At 71.4% G+C, this 17,173-nt stretch carries 13 protein-coding genes and 1 pseudogene; 6 read left to right on the top strand and 8 right to left on the bottom strand.

What is annotated here, in order from left to right; all coding sequences use genetic code 11:
- Positions 1–149: 149 nt before the first annotated feature.
- A complete protein-coding gene (gene ileS / locus M4D82_RS09570) occupies positions 150–3,296 on the bottom strand; it encodes an isoleucine--tRNA ligase (RefSeq protein WP_249765627.1) in 3,147 nt (1,048 codons plus the stop codon).
- A gap of 579 nt (positions 3,297–3,875) precedes the next feature.
- On the opposite strand from ileS, the gene M4D82_RS09565 reads away from it, so the two are divergent.
- From M4D82_RS09565 to M4D82_RS09550, 4 genes are all read left to right on the top strand, one after another.
- On the top strand, positions 3,876–4,811 hold the full coding sequence (locus M4D82_RS09565; protein ID WP_249765626.1) for a TraR/DksA family transcriptional regulator: 936 nt from the start codon (positions 3,876–3,878) through the stop codon (positions 4,809–4,811).
- 106 nt (positions 4,812–4,917) lie between these two features.
- Positions 4,918–5,484 carry a signal peptidase II gene (lspA, locus tag M4D82_RS09560; protein WP_249765625.1) on the top strand — a complete coding sequence of 189 codons (567 nt, stop codon included), beginning with the start codon at positions 4,918–4,920 and terminating at the stop codon, positions 5,482–5,484.
- 75 nt (positions 5,485–5,559) lie between these two features.
- Positions 5,560–6,501 (top strand): RluA family pseudouridine synthase, encoded by a 942-nt coding sequence (locus M4D82_RS09555; RefSeq protein WP_249765624.1) that lies wholly within the window; start codon positions 5,560–5,562, stop codon positions 6,499–6,501.
- Between the two features lie 159 nt (positions 6,502–6,660).
- Positions 6,661–8,253 (top strand): Na+/H+ antiporter, encoded by a 1,593-nt coding sequence (locus M4D82_RS09550; protein WP_249765623.1) that lies wholly within the window; start codon positions 6,661–6,663, stop codon positions 8,251–8,253.
- Between the two features lie 42 nt (positions 8,254–8,295).
- Here M4D82_RS09550 and M4D82_RS09545 read toward each other — a convergent pair whose 3' ends face one another.
- A complete protein-coding gene (locus M4D82_RS09545) occupies positions 8,296–8,832 on the bottom strand; it encodes an SRPBCC family protein (RefSeq protein WP_249765622.1) in 537 nt (178 codons plus the stop codon).
- A 63-nt stretch (positions 8,833–8,895) separates the two neighbouring features.
- Between M4D82_RS09545 and M4D82_RS09540 the strand changes: the two genes are divergently transcribed.
- The gene (locus M4D82_RS09540; protein ID WP_249765621.1) at positions 8,896–9,489 is read left to right on the top strand and encodes a TetR/AcrR family transcriptional regulator; all 594 of its coding nucleotides are present in this window, start codon (positions 8,896–8,898) and stop codon (positions 9,487–9,489) included.
- Positions 9,490–9,504: 15 nt separating this feature from the next.
- Here M4D82_RS09540 and M4D82_RS09535 read toward each other — a convergent pair whose 3' ends face one another.
- Positions 9,505–10,557, bottom strand: coding sequence for a mechanosensitive ion channel family protein (locus M4D82_RS09535; protein WP_249771637.1), 1,053 nt, complete (start codon positions 10,555–10,557; stop codon positions 9,505–9,507).
- Positions 10,558–10,627: 70 nt separating this feature from the next.
- Between M4D82_RS09535 and M4D82_RS09530 the strand changes: the two genes are divergently transcribed.
- Positions 10,628–11,197, top strand: coding sequence for a dienelactone hydrolase family protein (locus M4D82_RS09530; RefSeq protein WP_249765620.1), 570 nt, complete (start codon positions 10,628–10,630; stop codon positions 11,195–11,197).
- An 82-nt stretch (positions 11,198–11,279) separates the two neighbouring features.
- Here the strand turns inward: M4D82_RS09530 and M4D82_RS09525 are convergent, their stop codons facing one another.
- The 5 genes and pseudogenes from M4D82_RS09525 to M4D82_RS09505 form a co-directional block, all read right to left on the bottom strand.
- Complete coding sequence (locus M4D82_RS09525) at positions 11,280–12,275, bottom strand: zinc metalloprotease (protein WP_249765619.1); 996 nt, start codon at positions 12,273–12,275, stop codon at positions 11,280–11,282.
- 179 nt (positions 12,276–12,454) lie between these two features.
- Positions 12,455–14,101: an alkaline phosphatase D family protein gene (locus M4D82_RS09520; RefSeq protein ID WP_249765618.1), complete on the bottom strand. Its 1,647-nt coding sequence runs from the start codon at positions 14,099–14,101 to the stop codon at positions 12,455–12,457.
- Positions 14,102–14,209: 108 nt separating this feature from the next.
- Positions 14,210–15,004: a DsbA family protein gene (locus M4D82_RS09515; protein ID WP_249765617.1), complete on the bottom strand. Its 795-nt coding sequence runs from the start codon at positions 15,002–15,004 to the stop codon at positions 14,210–14,212.
- Between the two features lie 48 nt (positions 15,005–15,052).
- A pseudogene (locus tag M4D82_RS09510) lies at positions 15,053–15,741 on the bottom strand (hypothetical protein).
- 50 nt (positions 15,742–15,791) lie between these two features.
- Entirely contained in the window at positions 15,792–17,126 is a 1,335-nt protein-coding gene (locus M4D82_RS09505) for a DUF2252 domain-containing protein (protein WP_249765616.1), read from the bottom strand.
- Positions 17,127–17,173 lie beyond the last annotated feature (47 nt).

The following is a 17,173-nucleotide window of genomic DNA, read 5'->3' as shown; positions in this document are numbered from 1 at the left end:
AAACGCCGGCGAGGCTGGAAGAGCCCCCAGGGCGGCAAATCCAGCCTCGCCGGCGTCTGAGGCGGGAACGGTGGAAGCGTGGGGCGGGGAGGGAAACGGCTGTGGCCCGGACCCCGAGGTGGGGGCCGGGCCACGGGTTCGGCCGGGCGTTACGCCTTGCGGAGGCGGAACGTGAGGGACAGGGGCTCGTCCGTGAAGGGGGAGCCGTAGGTGGCGTCGGCTTCGCCGGAGGCGTAGTCCGTCGCGAGGACCTCGTCGGCGATCAGGGCCGCGTGGTCCGTGAGGGCCGTGACGACCTCCGGGTCCGACGAGGACCACCGCAGGGCGATCCGGTCCGCGACGTCCAGGCCGGAGTTCTTGCGGGCCTCCTGGATCAGCCGGATCGCGTCACGGGCCAGCCCCGCGAGCCGCAGCTCCGGCGTGATCTCCAGGTCGAGGGCGACCGTCGCGCCCGAGTCGGACGCCACCGACCAGCCCTCGCGCGGGGTCTCGGTGATGATGACCTCCTCGGGGGTCAGGGTGACCTCCTCCCCGTTGACCTCGACGCTCGCGGAGCCGCCCCGCAGCGCCAGCGACAGCGCCGCCGCGTCGGCCGCCGCCACCGCCTTCGCCACGTCCTGGACGCCCTTGCCGAAGCGCTTGCCCAGCGCCCGGAAGTTCGCCTTCGCGGTGGTGTCCACCAGGGACCCGCCGACCTCCGAGAGGGAGGCCAGGGAGGAGACGTTCAGCTCCTCGGTGATCTGCGAGTGCAGCTCCGGGGAGAGGGACTCGAAGCCCGACACCGCGACCAGCGCGCGCGACAGCGGCTGGCGGGTCTTGACGCCGGACTCCGCGCGGGTGGCGCGACCCAGCTCCACGAGGCGGCGTACGAGCAGCATCTGCCGCGAGAGCTCCGGGTCGATCGCCGCCGTGTCCGCCTCCGGCCAGGAGGAGAGGTGGACCGACTCGGGGGCGTCCGGCGTGACCGGGACGATCATGTCCTGCCAGACCCGCTCCGTGATGAAGGGGGTCAGGGGGGCCATGAGGCGGGTCACCGTCTCCACCACCTCGTGCAGCGTGCGGAGCGCGGCCGCGTCGCCCTGCCAGAAGCGGCGGCGCGAGCGACGCACGTACCAGTTGGAGAGGTCGTCCACGAAGGAGGACAGGAGCTTGCCGGCGCGCTGGGTGTCGTACGACTCCATCGCCTCGGTGACCTCGACCACGAGGGTGTTCAGCTCCGAGAGCAGCCAGCGGTCGAGGACCGTACGGTCCGCCGGCGCCGGGTCGGTGGCGGACGGGGCCCAGTTCGAGGTGCGGGCGTACAGCGCCTGGAAGGCGACCGTGTTCCAGTACGTGAGGAGCGTCTTGCGGACGACCTCCTGGATCGTTCCGTGGCCGACCCGGCGGGCCGCCCAGGGGGAGCCGCCGGCCGCCATGAACCAGCGCACCGCGTCCGCGCCGTGCTGGTCCATCAGCGGGATCGGCTGGAGGATGTTGCCCAGGTGCTTGGACATCTTGCGGCCGTCCTCGGCGAGGATGTGGCCGAGGCAGACCACGTTCTCGTAGGAGGACTTGTCGAAGACGAGGGTGCCGACCGCCATCAGCGTGTAGAACCAGCCGCGCGTCTGGTCGATGGCCTCCGAGATGAACTGCGCCGGGTAGCGCTTCTCGAAGATCTCCTTGTTCTTGTACGGGTAGCCCCACTGCGCGAACGGCATCGAGCCCGAGTCGTACCAGGCGTCGATGACCTCCGGCACGCGGACCGAGGTGAGGGCGCAGCCCTCCGCCGTGCAGGGGAAGGTGACGTCGTCGATGTACGGGCGGTGCGGATCCAGGGTGGAGAGGTCCGTACCCGTCAGCTCGCTCAGCTCCGCGCGGGAGCCGACGCAGGTGAGGTGGTTCTCCTCGCAGCGCCAGATGGGCAGCGGGGTGCCCCAGTAGCGGTTGCGGGAGAGCGCCCAGTCGATGTTGTTGTTCAGCCAGTCGCCGAAGCGGCCCTGCTTGACGGAGTCCGGGAACCAGTTGGTCTTCTCGTTCTCCCGCAGCATCGCGTCCTTGACGGCCGTGGTGCGGATGTACCAGGACGGCTGCGCGTAGTAGAGCAGGGCCGTGTGGCAGCGCCAGCAGTGCGGGTAGCTGTGCTCGTAGGCGATGTGCTTGAAGAGCAGGCCGCGCGCGTCGAGGTCGGCGGTCAGCTTCTCGTCGGCCTTCTTGAAGAAGACGCCGCCGACGAGCGGGACCTCCTCCTCGAAGGTGCCGTCCGGGCGGACCGGGTTCACGACGGGCAGGCCGTACGCGCGGCAGACCGCGAGGTCGTCGGCGCCGAAGGCGGGGGACTGGTGGACCAGACCGGTGCCGTCCTCGGTCGTGACGTACTCGGCGTTCACGACGTAGTGGGCGGCGGCCGGGAATTCGACGAGCGAGAACGGGCGCTCGTACGTCCAGCGCTCCATCTCCTTGCCCGTGAAGGTCTGGCCGGTGGCCTCCCAGCCCTCGCCGAGGGACTTCTCCAGCAGCGGCTGGGCGACGACCAGCTTCTCTTCGCCGTTCGTGGCGACGACGTACGTGACCTCGGGGTGGGCCGCGACGGCCGTGTTGGACACCAGGGTCCACGGGGTCGTCGTCCAGACCAGCAGGGCCGCCTCGCCGGCCAGCGGGCCGGAGGTCAGCGGGAAGCGGACGTAGACCGAGGGGTCCACGACCGTCTCGTAGCCCTGCGCCAGCTCGTGGTCGGAGAGGCCGGTGCCGCAGCGGGGGCACCAGGGGGCGACGCGGTGGTCCTGGGTGAGCAGGCCCTTGTTGAAGATCTCCTTCAGCGACCACCACACGGACTCGACGTACTCGGGGTCCATGGTCCGGTAGGCGTCGTCCAGGTCGACCCAGTAGCCCATGCGGGTCGTGAGCTCGGCGAACGCGTCGGTGTGGCGGGTCACGGACTCGCGGCACTTGGCGTTGAACTCGGCGATGCCGTACGCCTCGATGTCCTGCTTGCCGTTGAAGCCGAGCTCCTTCTCGACGGCGAGCTCGACGGGCAGACCGTGGCAGTCCCAGCCGGCCTTGCGGGCGACGTGGTAGCCGCGCATGGTGCGGAAGCGGGGGAAGACGTCCTTGAAGACGCGGGCCTCGATGTGGTGCGCGCCGGGCATGCCGTTCGCGGTGGGCGGGCCCTCGTAGAAGACCCACTCGGGGCGACCCTCGGACTGTTCCAGCGTCTTGGCGAAGGTCTTGCTCTCGCGCCAGAAGTCGAGGACGGCGTGTTCGAGGGCGGGCAGGTCGGCCTGGGCGGGTACCGGGCGGTACTGAGGCGGTGTGGTCATGAGGCTGAACTCTTCCTCCGGCGGGGTGTCACTTCCGTCCGGAGGGACGAGAGCGCTGACGGCTCCCGCGGTACCACCCTCCTTGGCCTCCGGACGGGTCCGGCGGCCCCCTCATTGGGGTGCGAAGCCGGTTCTACTCGCCCTACGGGACTCCCGTACGGCTTTCTTCCGGCGGCTCCGGGGTGATCCTTCACATCGCGCTCGCCCCCGGGCTCTCACCGTCCCCGGGTCGCTCCTGGCTGCGTCCGACGCTACTCGTCCCCATCCATGCCTCTCGCTGCGCCCAGTGTACGGGCCGGGGCACGAGTCGGCAGACCGGTTTACGGGGTGTCCGGCGACGGTGGGGGCGGGGGTGGCGACGGGGGCGCGGAGGGCTTTCCGGAATGCCCCGAATGGTCCGATCGCCCCATCCTGGATCCCCTGGGGCCGGTGGGGCGGATTACGGGGCCTCCCGCTGGGCACAACGGATGCAGGTTGACCTCGCTGGACGCGTGCCCCGTTGCCGTCGGGTCGGTGCCGATTTATCGTTCCGGCACGATTCGCGAACAAGATCACAGTATGTGAAAAGGGGCCGCGGCCATGGTGGCGAAGAAGACGGCGACGCAGGAGGTGGCTGCTGTGCCAGGCTCCACGCCTGCCGCCAAACGGGCTGCTCCGGCCAAGAAGGCGGCGACGAAGAAGGTCCCGGCCGAGAAGGCGGGGGCGAAGGCGGCGGTGAAGACGGCGGTGAAGACGACGGCCGAGACCGCGGCGAAGAAGAAGACCGCGGCGACCAGGACCGCCGTCAAGGCCGTCGAGGCCGTCGACGGCGCCGAGGTCGAGGTTCCGGCGACCAAGAAGGCTCGGGCGGCCGAGAAGGCCCCCGCGAAGAAGGTCGCGAAGAAGGCCCCGGCGAAGAAGGCCGCCCCGGCGGCGACGGCGGCCGACGAGAGCACCACGAGCAAGGCCACGAGCAAGGCCACGGCCAAGGCGGCCGCGGCCGAGGGGGCGGCCCCGGCCGCGCGAAAGACGGGAGCTCGAAAAGTGGTTGCCAAGAAGACCGCGGGTACGGCCAGGAAGACGGCGGCAGCCGCCACGAGCGGCCTCCCCAAGGCGCGCGACGTCGAGACCGCGCCCGCCGGTGACCTCGCCGTACGCCCCGGCGAGGATCCCTGGACCGAGCAGGAGGTCGAGGAGGCCCGTACGGAGCTGCTCTCCGAGGTGGTGCGCCTGCGCACCGAGCTGGACGCCTCCGAGGTGGCCATCTCGGACCTCATGCGCGACTCCGGCGACGGCGCGGGCGACGACCAGGCCGACACCGGCACCAAGAACATCACCCGCGAGTCCGAGCTCGCCCTCGCGGCGAACGCCACCTCGATGCTGGAGCAGACCGAGCGGGCCCTGGAGCGGCTGGAGGCGGGCACGTACGGCCTCTGCGAGAACTGCGGGAAGCCCATCGGCAAGGCGCGGATGCAGGCGTTTCCCCGCGCCACCCTCTGCGTGGACTGCAAGCAGAAGCAGGAGCGGAGGCACTGACGGGCGCGATGCGCGCGGCCTGACGTACCCTCGTGTCTCGTCAGGGTCCAGAACCTGGCATGCCCGATCGTCGGCAACCTGGTTCGAGACAGTTCGAGGGACTCACGTGACAGAGGCGGAGCGCATCATCGGTACGCCGGAGGTCGGGGACGACGCCGCGCACGGGTCGGAGCCGGACGCGCCCAAGGGGCACCGGCGGATCGTCGCGCTGCTCGTCGTGGCGGTGCTCGCGTACCTGCTCGACCTCGGCAGCAAGATGGTCGTCGTGGCGAAGCTGGAGCACCAGCCGCCGATCCGGGTGATCGGTGACGTCCTGAAGTTCGAGGCGATCCGCAATGCCGGCGCGGCCTTCGGCATCGGCGAGGCCTTCACGATCATCTTCACCTGCATCGCCGCCACCGTGATCGTGGTGATCGTCCGGCTGGCCCGCAAGCTCTACAGCCTGCCGTGGGCGATCGCGCTCGGGCTGCTGCTGGGCGGGGCGCTGGGCAACCTCACGGACCGGATCTTCCGGTCGCCGGGCGTCTTCCGGGGCGCGGTCGTCGACTTCATCGCGCCCGCCCACTTCGCCGTCTTCAACCTGGCCGACTCGGCGATCGTGTGCGGCGGCATCCTGATCGTCCTGCTCTCCTTCCGGGGGCTGGACCCGGACGGCACCGTCCACAAGGACTGATCCACGGGCGGCTCCAGGGCCCTCGCGGAACGGCTCGCGGGAAAGGTCCGGCGTCGAGTCCTGCATACTCGACAGGTGAGTACGATTCCCGAGATCCGCACCCTGCCCGTTCCCGATGGCCTCGAAGGCGAGCGTGTCGACGCCGTCATTGCCCGTATGTTCGGTTTCTCCCGGACGAAGGCGGCCGAACTGGCAGCGGAGGGGAAGGTCTCGGTCGACGGCAGCGTCGTCGGCAAGTCCGAGCGGGTGCACGGCGGCGCCTGGCTCGAAGTCGAGATGCCCGCACCCCCGCGCCCGGTCGAGCTCGTCGCCGAGCCGGTCCCGGGCATGGAGATCATCCACGACGACGACGACGTCGTGGTCATCATGAAGCCGGTCGGCGTCGCCGCCCATCCCAGCCCCGGCTGGACGGGCACCACCGTCATCGGCGGTCTGGCCGCCGCCGGCTACCGCATCTCCACCTCCGGCGCCTCCGAGCGTCAGGGCATCGTGCACCGCCTCGACGTCGGCACCTCCGGCCTGATGGCCGTGGCGAAGTCGGAGCGCGCGTACACCTCGCTGAAGAACCAGTTCCGCGAGCGGGTCGTGGACAAGCGCTACCACGCGCTGGTGCAGGGGCACCCCGACCCGATGAGCGGCACCATCGACGCGCCGATCGGGCGCCACCCGAGCGCCGACTACAAGTGGGCCGTGACCCAGGACGGCAAGGCGTCCGTCACCCACTACGACCTCATCGAGGCCTTCCGGGCCGCCTCGCTGCTGGACATCAAGCTGGAGACGGGGCGTACGCACCAGATCCGCGTGCACATGTCCGCGCACCGGCACCCCTGCGTCGGCGACCTGACGTACGGCGCCGATCCGACCGTCGCCAAGCGGCTGGGGCTGACCCGGCAGTGGCTGCACGCGGTGCGGCTCGGGTTCGAGCACCCGGCGGACGGACAGTGGGTGGAGTTCGAGAGCGGCTACCCGGCCGACCTGCAGCACGCGCTGGACGTGATCCGGGCCGAGAGCCAGTGAACGCCGTGACCGTGCGGGAGGCTGGGCTCCGCCCAGCCCCGGTCCTCAAGCGCCGGACGGGCTGAACCACCCCGGGGGCTGCGCCCCCGGACCCCCGGCGCTCAAACGCCGGCGAGGCTGAAGACGGCCCCTCAGGGGGTCGGCGGCTACCGTGGCGGAGTGGATCAGCTCGCTCTGCTCTTCGTCCTGTTGCTCGGGGCCGTCGTCACCGTGCCGCTCGGGGATCGGCTGCGGTTGCCCGCGCCGGTGTTGATGACCATCGGCGGGGCCGTGCTCGCGCTGGTGCCGGCGGTGCCCAACGTGAACATCCCGCCCGAGTACATCCTCCCGCTGGTGCTGCCCCCGCTGCTCTACGCCTCCGCGCAGCGCACCTCCTGGCGGCAGTTCGCCGCGAACGTCCGGCCGATCCTGCTGCTCGCCGTGGCCCTGGTGTTCGTGACCACCGCCGCCGTGGCGGCCGTCGCGCACGCCGTCGTCCCCGGGCTGCCGCTCGCCGCCGCCGTCGCGCTCGGCGCGCTCGTCGCGCCGCCCGACCCCGTCGCCGCCACCGCCGTGGCCGGCTCGCTCGGGCTGCCGCGCCGGCTGGTGTCGATCCTGGAGGGCGAGGGGCTCTTCAACGACGTCACCGCGATCGTGCTGTACCACGTGGCCATCGCCGCCGTCGTCAGCGGCAGCTTCTCCTGGCCGGACGCGCTCGGCGAGTTCGTGCTGTCCGCCGTGGTGGCGGTCGCGGTCGGCTTCGCGCTCGGCTGGATCACGAACCGGATGATGAGCCGGCTCGGCGACGCCACCCTCCAGATCGGGCTGACGCTGCTGGTGCCGTTCGTGGCGTACGTGGTCGCGGAGGAGCTGCTCGGTTCGGGCGTGCTGGCCGTGCTGACGACCGCCCTGTTCCTGGCCGAGTACGCCTCCGACGCGGACGACGTGTTGGGGCGCCTCGCCGGGCACACGTTCTGGGAAGTCGTGGACGTGCTGGTCACCGGCGTGGCCTTCGGGCTGATCGGGCTGGAACTGCACAACGTCTTCCACCTCGCGAAGGGCCGCGAGGCGGAGATGGCGGGCTGGGCGGCCGTCGTGGTCGCGGTGGTGGTCGCCGTACGGTTGGTGTGGCTGCTGCCGGCCGGCTGGTTGGCGAAGAAGCTCCACCGGCGGCGGGACTACGACGAGGAGATCCCGCTGAGCTGGCGCGAGAGCGTCGTGATGTGGTGGTCGGGGATGCGGGGCGTGGCCTCGGTGGCGCTGGCCCTGGCCATCCCGTTGCGGACGGACGCCGGCGAGCCGTTCCCCGGGCGGGACGAGATGGTCTTCATCGCCTTCGCCGTGATCATGGCCACCCTGCTGTGCCAGGGACTGACGCTGCCCTGGCTCGTGCGGCGCCTGGGCGTGGAGGCGGACACCGACGCCGAACGCGAGACCGAGCGGCAGCTCGCGATCCGCGCGGCGAAGGCGGCCAAGCGGCGGCTCAGGGAGATCGAGGAGGTCGAGGACCTGCCCGAGGACCTGGTGGAGGTGCTCTACCGGAGGGCGTACGACGTGGGGGCCAGGATCAGCCCCGACATGGTGGACGAGGAGCGGCGCGAGGCCTACGCGCAGCGGGTCGAGCGGATCCACCACGTGCAGCGGATCCAGCGGGAGATGATGTCCGCCGCCCGCCACGAGGTGCTGTCGGCCCGCAGCGAGCCGGGTGCCGACCCGGAGATCGTGGACCGGGTCCTGCGCCACCTGGACGTCCGCAGCCTGCGCAGCCCGTAGGCCGTGTCCTGTGGATCAGGCCGGCAGTCGGCGCCGGGCGGGTCAGCGCGAGGCGGGCGCCTGCGCGGGCTCGGGGTCGGGCGTGGTGCCCTCCTCGGGGAAGAGCCGGTACAGGAGGCGGACGTACGCCGACCAGCGGGCCGGGTGCGGCAGCCGGCCGTGGCAGGCCCGCTCGGCGAGGTCGAGGCTGTCCTCCAGCAGGGCGTCGTGCATCCACCGGTAGCCGAGCGGCCAGCTGAGCCGGGCCAGGCCGGTGATCCGCATGGAGAGGGTGTGCCGCAGGACGGTGTGCTCCGCGTCGACCGGCAGCGCGGCGTACTCGTGGAAGCCGTGGAAGCCCCGGGGAGCGGTGAAGGCGAAGCGGACCCAGGTGCCGGGGACGTGGGCGGCCACGGTGTAGCGGACCGGGCCGTGGCCCCCGCTCGCGCCGTGCACCACGGGGCCGTCGAACGCCATCGGGGTCCAGGTGCGGTGCGGCCAGAGCCGGTCGGCGGGGCCGGTGGCCAGGCTGTCGATGAGGGCGCCCACCTGCTCGGGGGTCGCGGTCAGAAGGCGTTCGTGCACGTTGTGGACGGGCATGGGGAAGCTCCCTGAGGATTTTGGAGGGGGTCCTCTAATTAATTGGAGGGTACTCTCTGATTCATGGCGAGACCACCCCGCTTCGACTCCGACCGGCTCCTCGACGCCGCAGTGCTCCTCGCCGCCGGCGCGGGCCCGGCCGCCGTGACCATGTCCGCGGTGGCCCAGGCGGTCGGCGCCCCCAGCGGATCCGTCTACCACCGCTTCGCCGGGCGCCCGGTGTTGCTGGCCGAACTGTGGCTGCGGACCGTCGAGACCTTCCAGGCGGGCTACCTCGCCGCCCTCGCCGCCGACCCCGACCCGCGGCGGGCCGCCGTCGCCGCCGCCCGGCACGTGGTCGCCTGGAGCCGGGCCCATCCGAACGAGGCCAAGCTCCTGCTCCACGGCCCCGAGGAGTTCGGCCGGGCCGACTGGCCCGAGGGGTACCGGGAGCGCGCCGACCGGGGCAACCTGCGCGTCTACACGGCCCTGGACGGACTCGGCGCACAGGTGGGCACGGAGGGGGCGCGGGGCCGCGACCGGCTCGCCCTGGCCCTGGTCGACCTGCCGCTGGCCGTGGTCCGCCGGTACCTGCGGGCCGGGAACCCGCTGCCCGCGCACGCCGAGGAACTGGCCGAGGAGTCGGCCGCCGCCCTGCTCGCCGCCGCCTGGGGCTGAGGGGCCGCCTGCGGGTCAGGGGCGGGGGCCGTCGGGGCGGTCTTCGGCTTGCGTCGTGGTGACGCGCGGGAGGGCGTACGGGTGCTCGGCGGCGAGCCAGGCGATCATCTGCTCGCGCACGGCGCAGCGTACGGTCCACACCTCGTCGGCGTTCCGCGCCGTGACGACGGCCCGGACCACGATGGTGCTCGGTGTGGTGTCGGTCACGGCGAGGGAGGCGGCGCGGCCGTCCCACTCGGGGATGTCCTTGAGCAGCAGCGCCAGTTTCTCGCGCATCAGGGAGACCGGCGCGCAGTGGTCCAGGTGCCAGAAGACGGTGCCGGTCATCTCGGCGCCGCCGCGCGACCAGTTCTCGTAGGGCTTGCCGGTGAAGTACGAGACGGGCATCGTGATGCGGCGTTCGTCCCAGGTGCGGACCACCAGGAAGGTCAGGGTGATCTCCTCGACCGTGCCCCACTCCTTGTCCACGACGACGGTGTCGCCGATGCGCACGGTGTCGCCGAAGGCGATCTGGAGCCCGGCGAAGAGGTTGCCGAGGGTGGACTGCGCGGCGATGCCGGCGACGATGCCGAGGACACCGGCCGAGGCCAGTACGGAGGCGCCGGCGACCCGCATGGCGGGGAAGGTCAGCAGCATCGCGGCGAGCGCGAGCACCACGACCACCGCCGTGACCACCCGCTGGATCAGCGTGACCTGGGTACGCACCCGGCGCACCCGGGCGTCGTCGGGGGAGGCGGCGGCGTAGCGGGCGTACGCCGAGTCCACCACGGCCGTCGCGATCCGTACGAGCAGCCAGGCCGCCGCGGCGATCATCACCAGGGTCAGGACGTGGCCGACGCCCGCGGAGTGTTCCGGCAGGATGCGGGCGCGGCGGTGGACGCTCTGCAGGAGGGCGGTGGCGAGGACCAGCCGGAAGGGCGTCACGCAGCGCCGCAGCAGGCCCCACAGGGGGGTTTCGGGGTGGCGGGTGTCCACCTTGCGCAGCAGCAGGTCGAGCAGCCACCCGGCGAACACGGTGATCACCAGGGCGGCGGCGACGAACACCAGGGGCCGAAGGACGTTCTCCATCTCCATGCGGGAGAACGTAACCGCGCGGAGCCGTCGTATCCCTGTCCGCGGCGAATGGCACGATGGAGGGATGAACATCATGCTCTTCCACTCGACGTACGGGCTGCGGCCCGCGGTCCACGCGGCGGCCGACCGGTTGCGCGCGGCCGGGCACGAGGTCCACGTGCCCGACCTCTTCGAGGGCCGTACGTTCGCGACGGTCGAGGAGGGGATGGCCCACCGGGACGAGGTGGGCCGCGACGAGCTGCTGAAGCGGGCGGTGCAGGCCGCCGCGCCGTATTCCGACCGGGGGCTGGTCTACGCCGGCTTCTCCTTCGGCGGCTCGATCGCCCAGCACTTGGCGCTGGCCGACGACAAGGCGCGCGGGTTGCTGCTCCTGCACGGCACCGCCGACCTGGAGGAGGACGCGACGGCCGACGAGCTGCCGGTGCAGCTGCACATCGCCGACCCGGACCCCTTCGAGCCGCACGACTGGCTGACGGCCTGGTACCTGCGGATGCGGCGGGCCGGGGCGGACGTGGAGGTGCACACGTACCCGGGCGCGGGGCACCTGTTCACGGACCCGGACTTGGAGGACTACGACGCCGAGGCCGCCGAGGAGACCTGGAAGGTGGCGCTCGGCTTCCTCGACAGCCTGTAGGGCCCGCCCGTAGGGACGGAAAAGAACGAGGGGCACGGCCGGCGGCGGGCGCCGCGGTCCGTGCCCCTCGTGTCGTGTGGGATCAGGCGCGGTACGCCGTCCACATGCTCTTCATGCGCGACACCTGGCCGGCCGTGAACTGGTACATGCAGGCGTCGTAGGTGTAGTCCATGAAGTTGTGGATCGGGTCGACACCCGACTTGGTCGCGCAGGAGTCACGGCCGGTCGGGCACTCGAAGGCCGCGCTCTTCTCGGCCGGGGTGTCGGCGACGGAGTCGCCGCTGCCCGAGCAGCCGCCCTGGAAGGTGTGGTAGAGGCCGAGCCAGTGGCCGACCTCGTGGGTGGCGGTGTCGCCCTCGTTGTAGTTGGCGGCGGAGCCGCCGGGCAGCGAGGAGTTGAGCAGGACGACGCCGTCCATCTTGGGCTGGGAGGCGTAGGAGCTCGGGAAGGTGGCCCAACCGAGCAGTCCGCCGCCGAGGTTGGCGGTGTAGACGTTGAGCGCGTTCCTGTCACCCTTGCGCAGGGTGTTCTTCATGTCCTTTTCGGCCTGGCTGCCGCTGGAGACGTTGTACCAGGCGGCGTTGTCGGTGTAGTCGGTTCCGGCCAGGGTGAACTGGAAGCCGGAGTCGACGTTGCCGGTGCCCTGGCCGCTGTAGGCGGAGTTGAGGACCGCGAGCTGCTTGTCGATGTCGGTCGCCGTCAGCTTGCCGGTGGTGCCGGAGTGGATGACGTGGAAGTAGACGGGGATGCTCGTGACGGCCGCCGCGGCGTCCGCGCCCTGGAGCCGCTGCGGGGCGAGCTGCTGGTCGAGCTTCTTCTTCAGGTCGGCGTCCATGGCCTTGACCTGGGCCTCGGTGATCTCGTTGGGGTCGGCCGCGTGCTCGTGGTGGGACCGGTCGACGCGGGCGTTGGCCGCGCCCGTGGACTCCTCGGCACAGACCTCGGCCGGGGTCTTCGCGGCGGCCGAGGCGATGCCGGCGGGCGCGGAGAACGGGGCGAAGGCCAGGGTGGAGGCCAGGACCGCCGTGCCCAGGAGGCGGCGGCGCAGAAGGGGGGATATGCGGGCGGAAGCGCGCACGTTGACTCCTCGGAAAGCGTGGTGGGGGGTGAGGTGGGGACCTCACGCTGGCCGGAAGCTTACGTGTGCATGTCAGCCATCTGACAAGTACTCGGAAGTTAAATATTTGTTGCCTGTGATGCGGATGGGGCGCCTGGTATGCACCAGGCGCCCCATCAGGCAGCAAATTTGACGGTCAATCAGTAAACCGGACGGTCGGCCCGCTCCACCTTCTGCGTGCCGCTCCGGGTGCGGTAGGAGCGGTCCCAGGCGGAACTCGCGTCGGGGCGCCGCTTGTCGGATATCACGTAGTAGTCCATCTGCGAACGCTCGGCCGTCACGTCCAGCACGCCGTAGCCGTGGGCGTCCATGTCCACCCACTTGACGTGCCAGTTCGCCGCCTTGACGGCCGCCTCGGCGGCCACCGAGACGGTGTTCGGGAGCACGTGCAGCATGTCGTCGATGTTGTCGGAAGTCACCGACGTGACCACGAACTCGGTCGCGGCCGTCCCCGAGCCCGGGTAGGTGGCCATGTTCATCGGGACCTCGTTCGCCCACGCCATGTGGATGTCGCCGGTCAGGAACACCGTGTTCTTGATGTTCCGGTCCTTCAAGTGGCCCAGGAGTTCCTTGCGATCGTCGGTGTACCCGTCCCACTGGTCCACGTTGACCGCGAGTCCTCCCTCGGGCAGGCCCAGGAGCTTCGTCAGCGGCTTCAGGACGTGCGCGGGCAGCGAGGCGAAGGCCACCGGCGAGATCATCACGGAGGTGCCGACCAGCTTCCAGGTCGCCGTCGAGCTCGCGAGCCCCGCCTTCAGCCAGTCCAGCTGCGCGCGCCCGGTGAGGGTGCGCTCCGGGTCGTCCACGCCGCCGTTGCCCACCTTCGACTGCTGGGAGCGGAAGGAGCGCAGGTCCAGCAGGTGCAGGTCGGCGAGGGTGCCGAAGCGCAGCCGACGGTAGACGGTGCCCGCGGTGGAGGTGCGGACCGGCATCCACTCGAAGTACGCCTGCTTCGCGGCGGCGGCGCGGGCCGCCCAGTCGCCCTCGGTGCCCGGGGTGTGGTTCTCGGCGCCGCCGGACCAGGCGTCGTTGGCCAACTCGTGGTCGTCCCATATGGCGATGACCGGGTGGGCGGCGTGCAGCGCCTGGAGGTCGCCGTCCGTCTTGTACTTCCCGTGCCGGGTGCGGTAGTCGGCCAGGGTGACGATCTCGTGCCGCGGCTCGTGCGGGCGGACGGTGTACTTCGCCTCCGGGTAACCCCCGCTCGGGTACTCGTAGATGTAGTCGCCCAGGTGCAGGACCGCCTGGAGGTCCGCGCGGGCGGCCAGGTGGCGGTACGCCGAGAAGTAGCCGGACTCCCAGTTGGCGCAGGAGACCACGCCGAAGCGGACGCCGGGCGTCGTCTCCTCCGGGGCCGGAGCGGTCAGGGTGCGCCCGACCGGGGAGACGACGGCGCCGGCGGTGAAGCGGTACCAGTACGGGGTCTGCGGACGCAGCCCGCGCACGTCCACCTTGACGGTGTGGTCGGCGGCGGCGCTCGTGGTGACGGAACCACTGGCCACGGTACGGGAGAAGGCCTTGTCCTCGGCCACCTCCCACCCGACGGTGGTGGGGGCTCCGAGGCCCGAGCCCGGTACGGCCTCGGGCGTCGGGGTGAGACGGGTCCACAGCAGGATCCCGTCGGGCAGCGGGTCGCCGGAGGCGACGCCGTGCAGGAAGGCCGGTGCGGCCCCCGCCGCGTGGGCGGCGGAAGCGCCCAGGGTGGTGATGGGCGCGAGAGCGGCCGTGGCCGCGGCGGCCAGAACGACCGTACGGCGGCGCGGAGAAGCGGAGAGATGACTGGTCACGGGTGATCATATTACTAACCGGTACTGTTCTGAGACAGATCCCGGAAAGACGTCGGGCGGGCGAACTCGAAGAGTTCACCCGCCCGTTCACAACCGGCCCGCGAAAGGTCAGCCGGCCAGGGCCTTGTCGATCGCCGCCGTGAACGCCTCCGGCGTCTGCGGGGTCTCGATCTTCTTGCCGTCCATCTTCAGCGTGGGAGTGCCCTTCACGCCCGAGGAGTTGAAGTCCTTCGACATCTCCATCGCCCACCGGTCGTACGTACCGTCCTCGACGGCCTTCTTGAACTCGGCGTTGCCCTTGAGCGCCGGCACCGTGTCCGCCACCTTGATCAGGTAGTCGTCCTTGGCGAAGCTGTCGACGGTCTCCTCGGGGTGCAACTCCTTGGAGTACAGGGCCGCCTTGAAGTCGAGGAAGGCCTGCGGGCTCACGTTCAGCGCCGCGCCCAGCGCGCTCAGGGCGTTCTTCGAACCCTCGCCCTTGGCCATGTTGTCGATGAACGTCGCACCGAAGTAGCGGAGCTTGTACTTGCCCGCGTCCACGTCCTTCTTGATCTGCTCGCCCGCCGACTGCTCGAACTGGGCGCACGCCGGGCAGCGCGAGTCCTCGTACAGCTCCAGCGTCTTCTTCGCCTCGGGCTTGCCTATGACGACCGTCGTGCCCTGGTCGCCCTCGGTGTTCTTCGGCTTGACCAGGGTGGCCTCGGCGGCCTTCTCCCAGTACGACGGCTGGTTGGCCTGGACGATCGCGTAACCGACGCCGCCGGCCAGTGCCAGGACGCCGACGGCCGCCCCGGCGACGATCAGCTGCCGGCGCGCGCGGTCCTTCTTGGCCTGCTTCTCGCGCTCGATGCGCAGCCTCTCGCGGGCCGCCTGCTTGTTGGCCTGGCTGTTGCGTGCACTCATGGTGATCTCCGTGGAAGGTGAAGGATTCGGGGGACTGCCGTACGGGTCTCAGGCGCTGACGAGCGCCCGGCGTACGGGAGGTCCCCGCAGTCCCACGGAGCGGGCCGGGAAGCGGGTACGGGCCACCGCGCCCGGCAGGAACGGCCGCAGCGCCCGCCCGGCGCGGCCGACGGGCACCGCCACCGCGGCCACCGCGAGCCGAAGCGGACGGAACGCGCTCGCCGCCACCGCCCGCAGCAGCCGCACCAGCGCCCGTTCGCCGTGCCACAACCAGGCGGCGGCCAGCAGCCCGACCGTGACGTGCGCGCCCAGCAGCAGCCAGGAGTCCACGGCCCCGGCGCGGCCAACAGCGCGGCCGGATCGCCGGCGGGCCCGGCCACGCCGGTCAGGCCCGCGCCCACCGGGGTCCCGCCGCACAGCTCCTCCAGGCCCATCGCGCGCAGCGGCCCGGACACCGGGCCGCCGGCGGGGCCGTAGCAGACGTGCTGCCCGGCGGTGAAGACCGTGTCGGCCGCCAGCTCCAGCGGCACCAGCAGGGCGGATATGGGGCCGAAGCCCCGCTCCCGACCGGCCAGCGCGAAGGCGATCACGAAGACGCCGGCGAAGGCGCCGCCGATCAGCGCGGGCGGCAGCGGGACCTGCGACATGAGCACGTGGGAGCCGGACGAGAGCAGCACGACGAGCGCGCTGAACAGCGCGGCCCGCAGCCCCCTGAGCCATGCCCCTGATATGTCCATCGCGGCGAGTCTGCCATGCGACCCTGTGAATCCGGGGCCCAGGGTCGCGCCTACGGCGTGATCCGACCGTTGCGGAAGAGGTCCACGAAGATCTGGTGGTCGGTGCGCGCCCGCGCCCCGTAGGCGTGCGCGAAGTCCACCAGCAGGTCGGCGAAGCCCTCCTCGTCGGCGGCGATCGCCGCGTCGATGGCGCGCTCGGTGGAGAAGGGGACCAGGGACTGGCCGCTCTCCGCCTCGTCGGCCGACGCGTGCATGGTGGCCGTCGCCCGGCCGAGGTCCGCGACGACCGCCGCGATCTCCTCCGGATCGTCCAGGTCGGACCAGTCCAGGTCCACCGCGTACGGGGAGACCTCCGCGACCAGCTGCCCGGCGCCGTCCAGCTCCGTCCAGCCCAGCCAGGGGTCGGCGTGCGCCTGAAGGGCCCGCTGGGAGATCACCGTGCGGTGGCCCTCGTGGTGGAAGTACTCGCGCACCGCCCGGTCGGTGATGTGTCGCGACACCGCCGGGGTCTGCGCCTGCTTGAGGTAGATCACGACGTCGTTCTCCAGGGCGTCGCTGTGCCCCTCCAGCAGGATGTTGTACGAGGGCAGGCCCGCCGAGCCGATGCCGACGCCCCGGCGGCCCACCACGTCCTTGACCCGGTAGGAGTCCGGACGGACGAGGGACTCCTCCGGCAGGGTCTCCAGGTAGCCGTCGAAGGCCGCCAGCACCTTGTAGCGGGTCGCCGCGTCCAGCTCGATCGCCCCGCCGCCGGGCGCGAAGCGGCGCTCGTGGTCGCGGATCTCCGTCATCGAGTCCAGCAGGGCGAAGCGGGTGCGGGCGCGGGCGTGGCGCAGGGCGTCCAGGAGCGCCCCGTCGGCGGTGTCCAGGGTGAAGGAGGGGAGCTCAGACAGGTCATAGTGCTTGGCGCCGGTGGCCAGCGCGTGGATGCGCTCGCGGTAGGCGGCCGCGTAGATCCGGACGAGCTCGCTGATCTGGTCGTCGCCGAGCGCCTTGGTGTAGCCGATCAGGGCGACGGAGGCGGCGAAGCGCTTCAGGTCCCAGGTGAAGGGCCCGACGTAGGCCTCGTCGAAGTCGTTCACGTTGAAGACGAGACGACCGTTGGAGTCCATGTAGGTGCCGAAGTTCTCGGCGTGGAGATCGCCGTGGATCCACACCCGGCCGGTGCGCTCGTCCAGGTAGGGGCCGCCGTGCCGGTCGTGTTCGAGGTCGGCGTAGAAGAGGCAGGCGGTGCCCCGGTAGAAGGCGAAGGCCGAGGCCGCCATCTTGCGGAACTTCACCTGGAAGGCGGCGGGGTCCGCCGCCAGCAGCTCACCGAACGCGGTGTCGAACACGTCGAGTATCTGCTCGGCGCGCTGCTCGTCGGTCGTCTCGGGTACCGCCATGGCGGAGGCCTCCTGGTGCACGGGCTGTACAGGTTCTGTCCCGGGGA

The sequence above is a fragment of the Streptomyces sp. RerS4 genome (genome assembly GCF_023515955.1).
Classification (GTDB): Bacteria; Actinomycetota; Actinomycetes; order Streptomycetales; family Streptomycetaceae; genus Streptomyces.
This window is presented reverse-complemented; position numbering and strand designations above follow the sequence as displayed.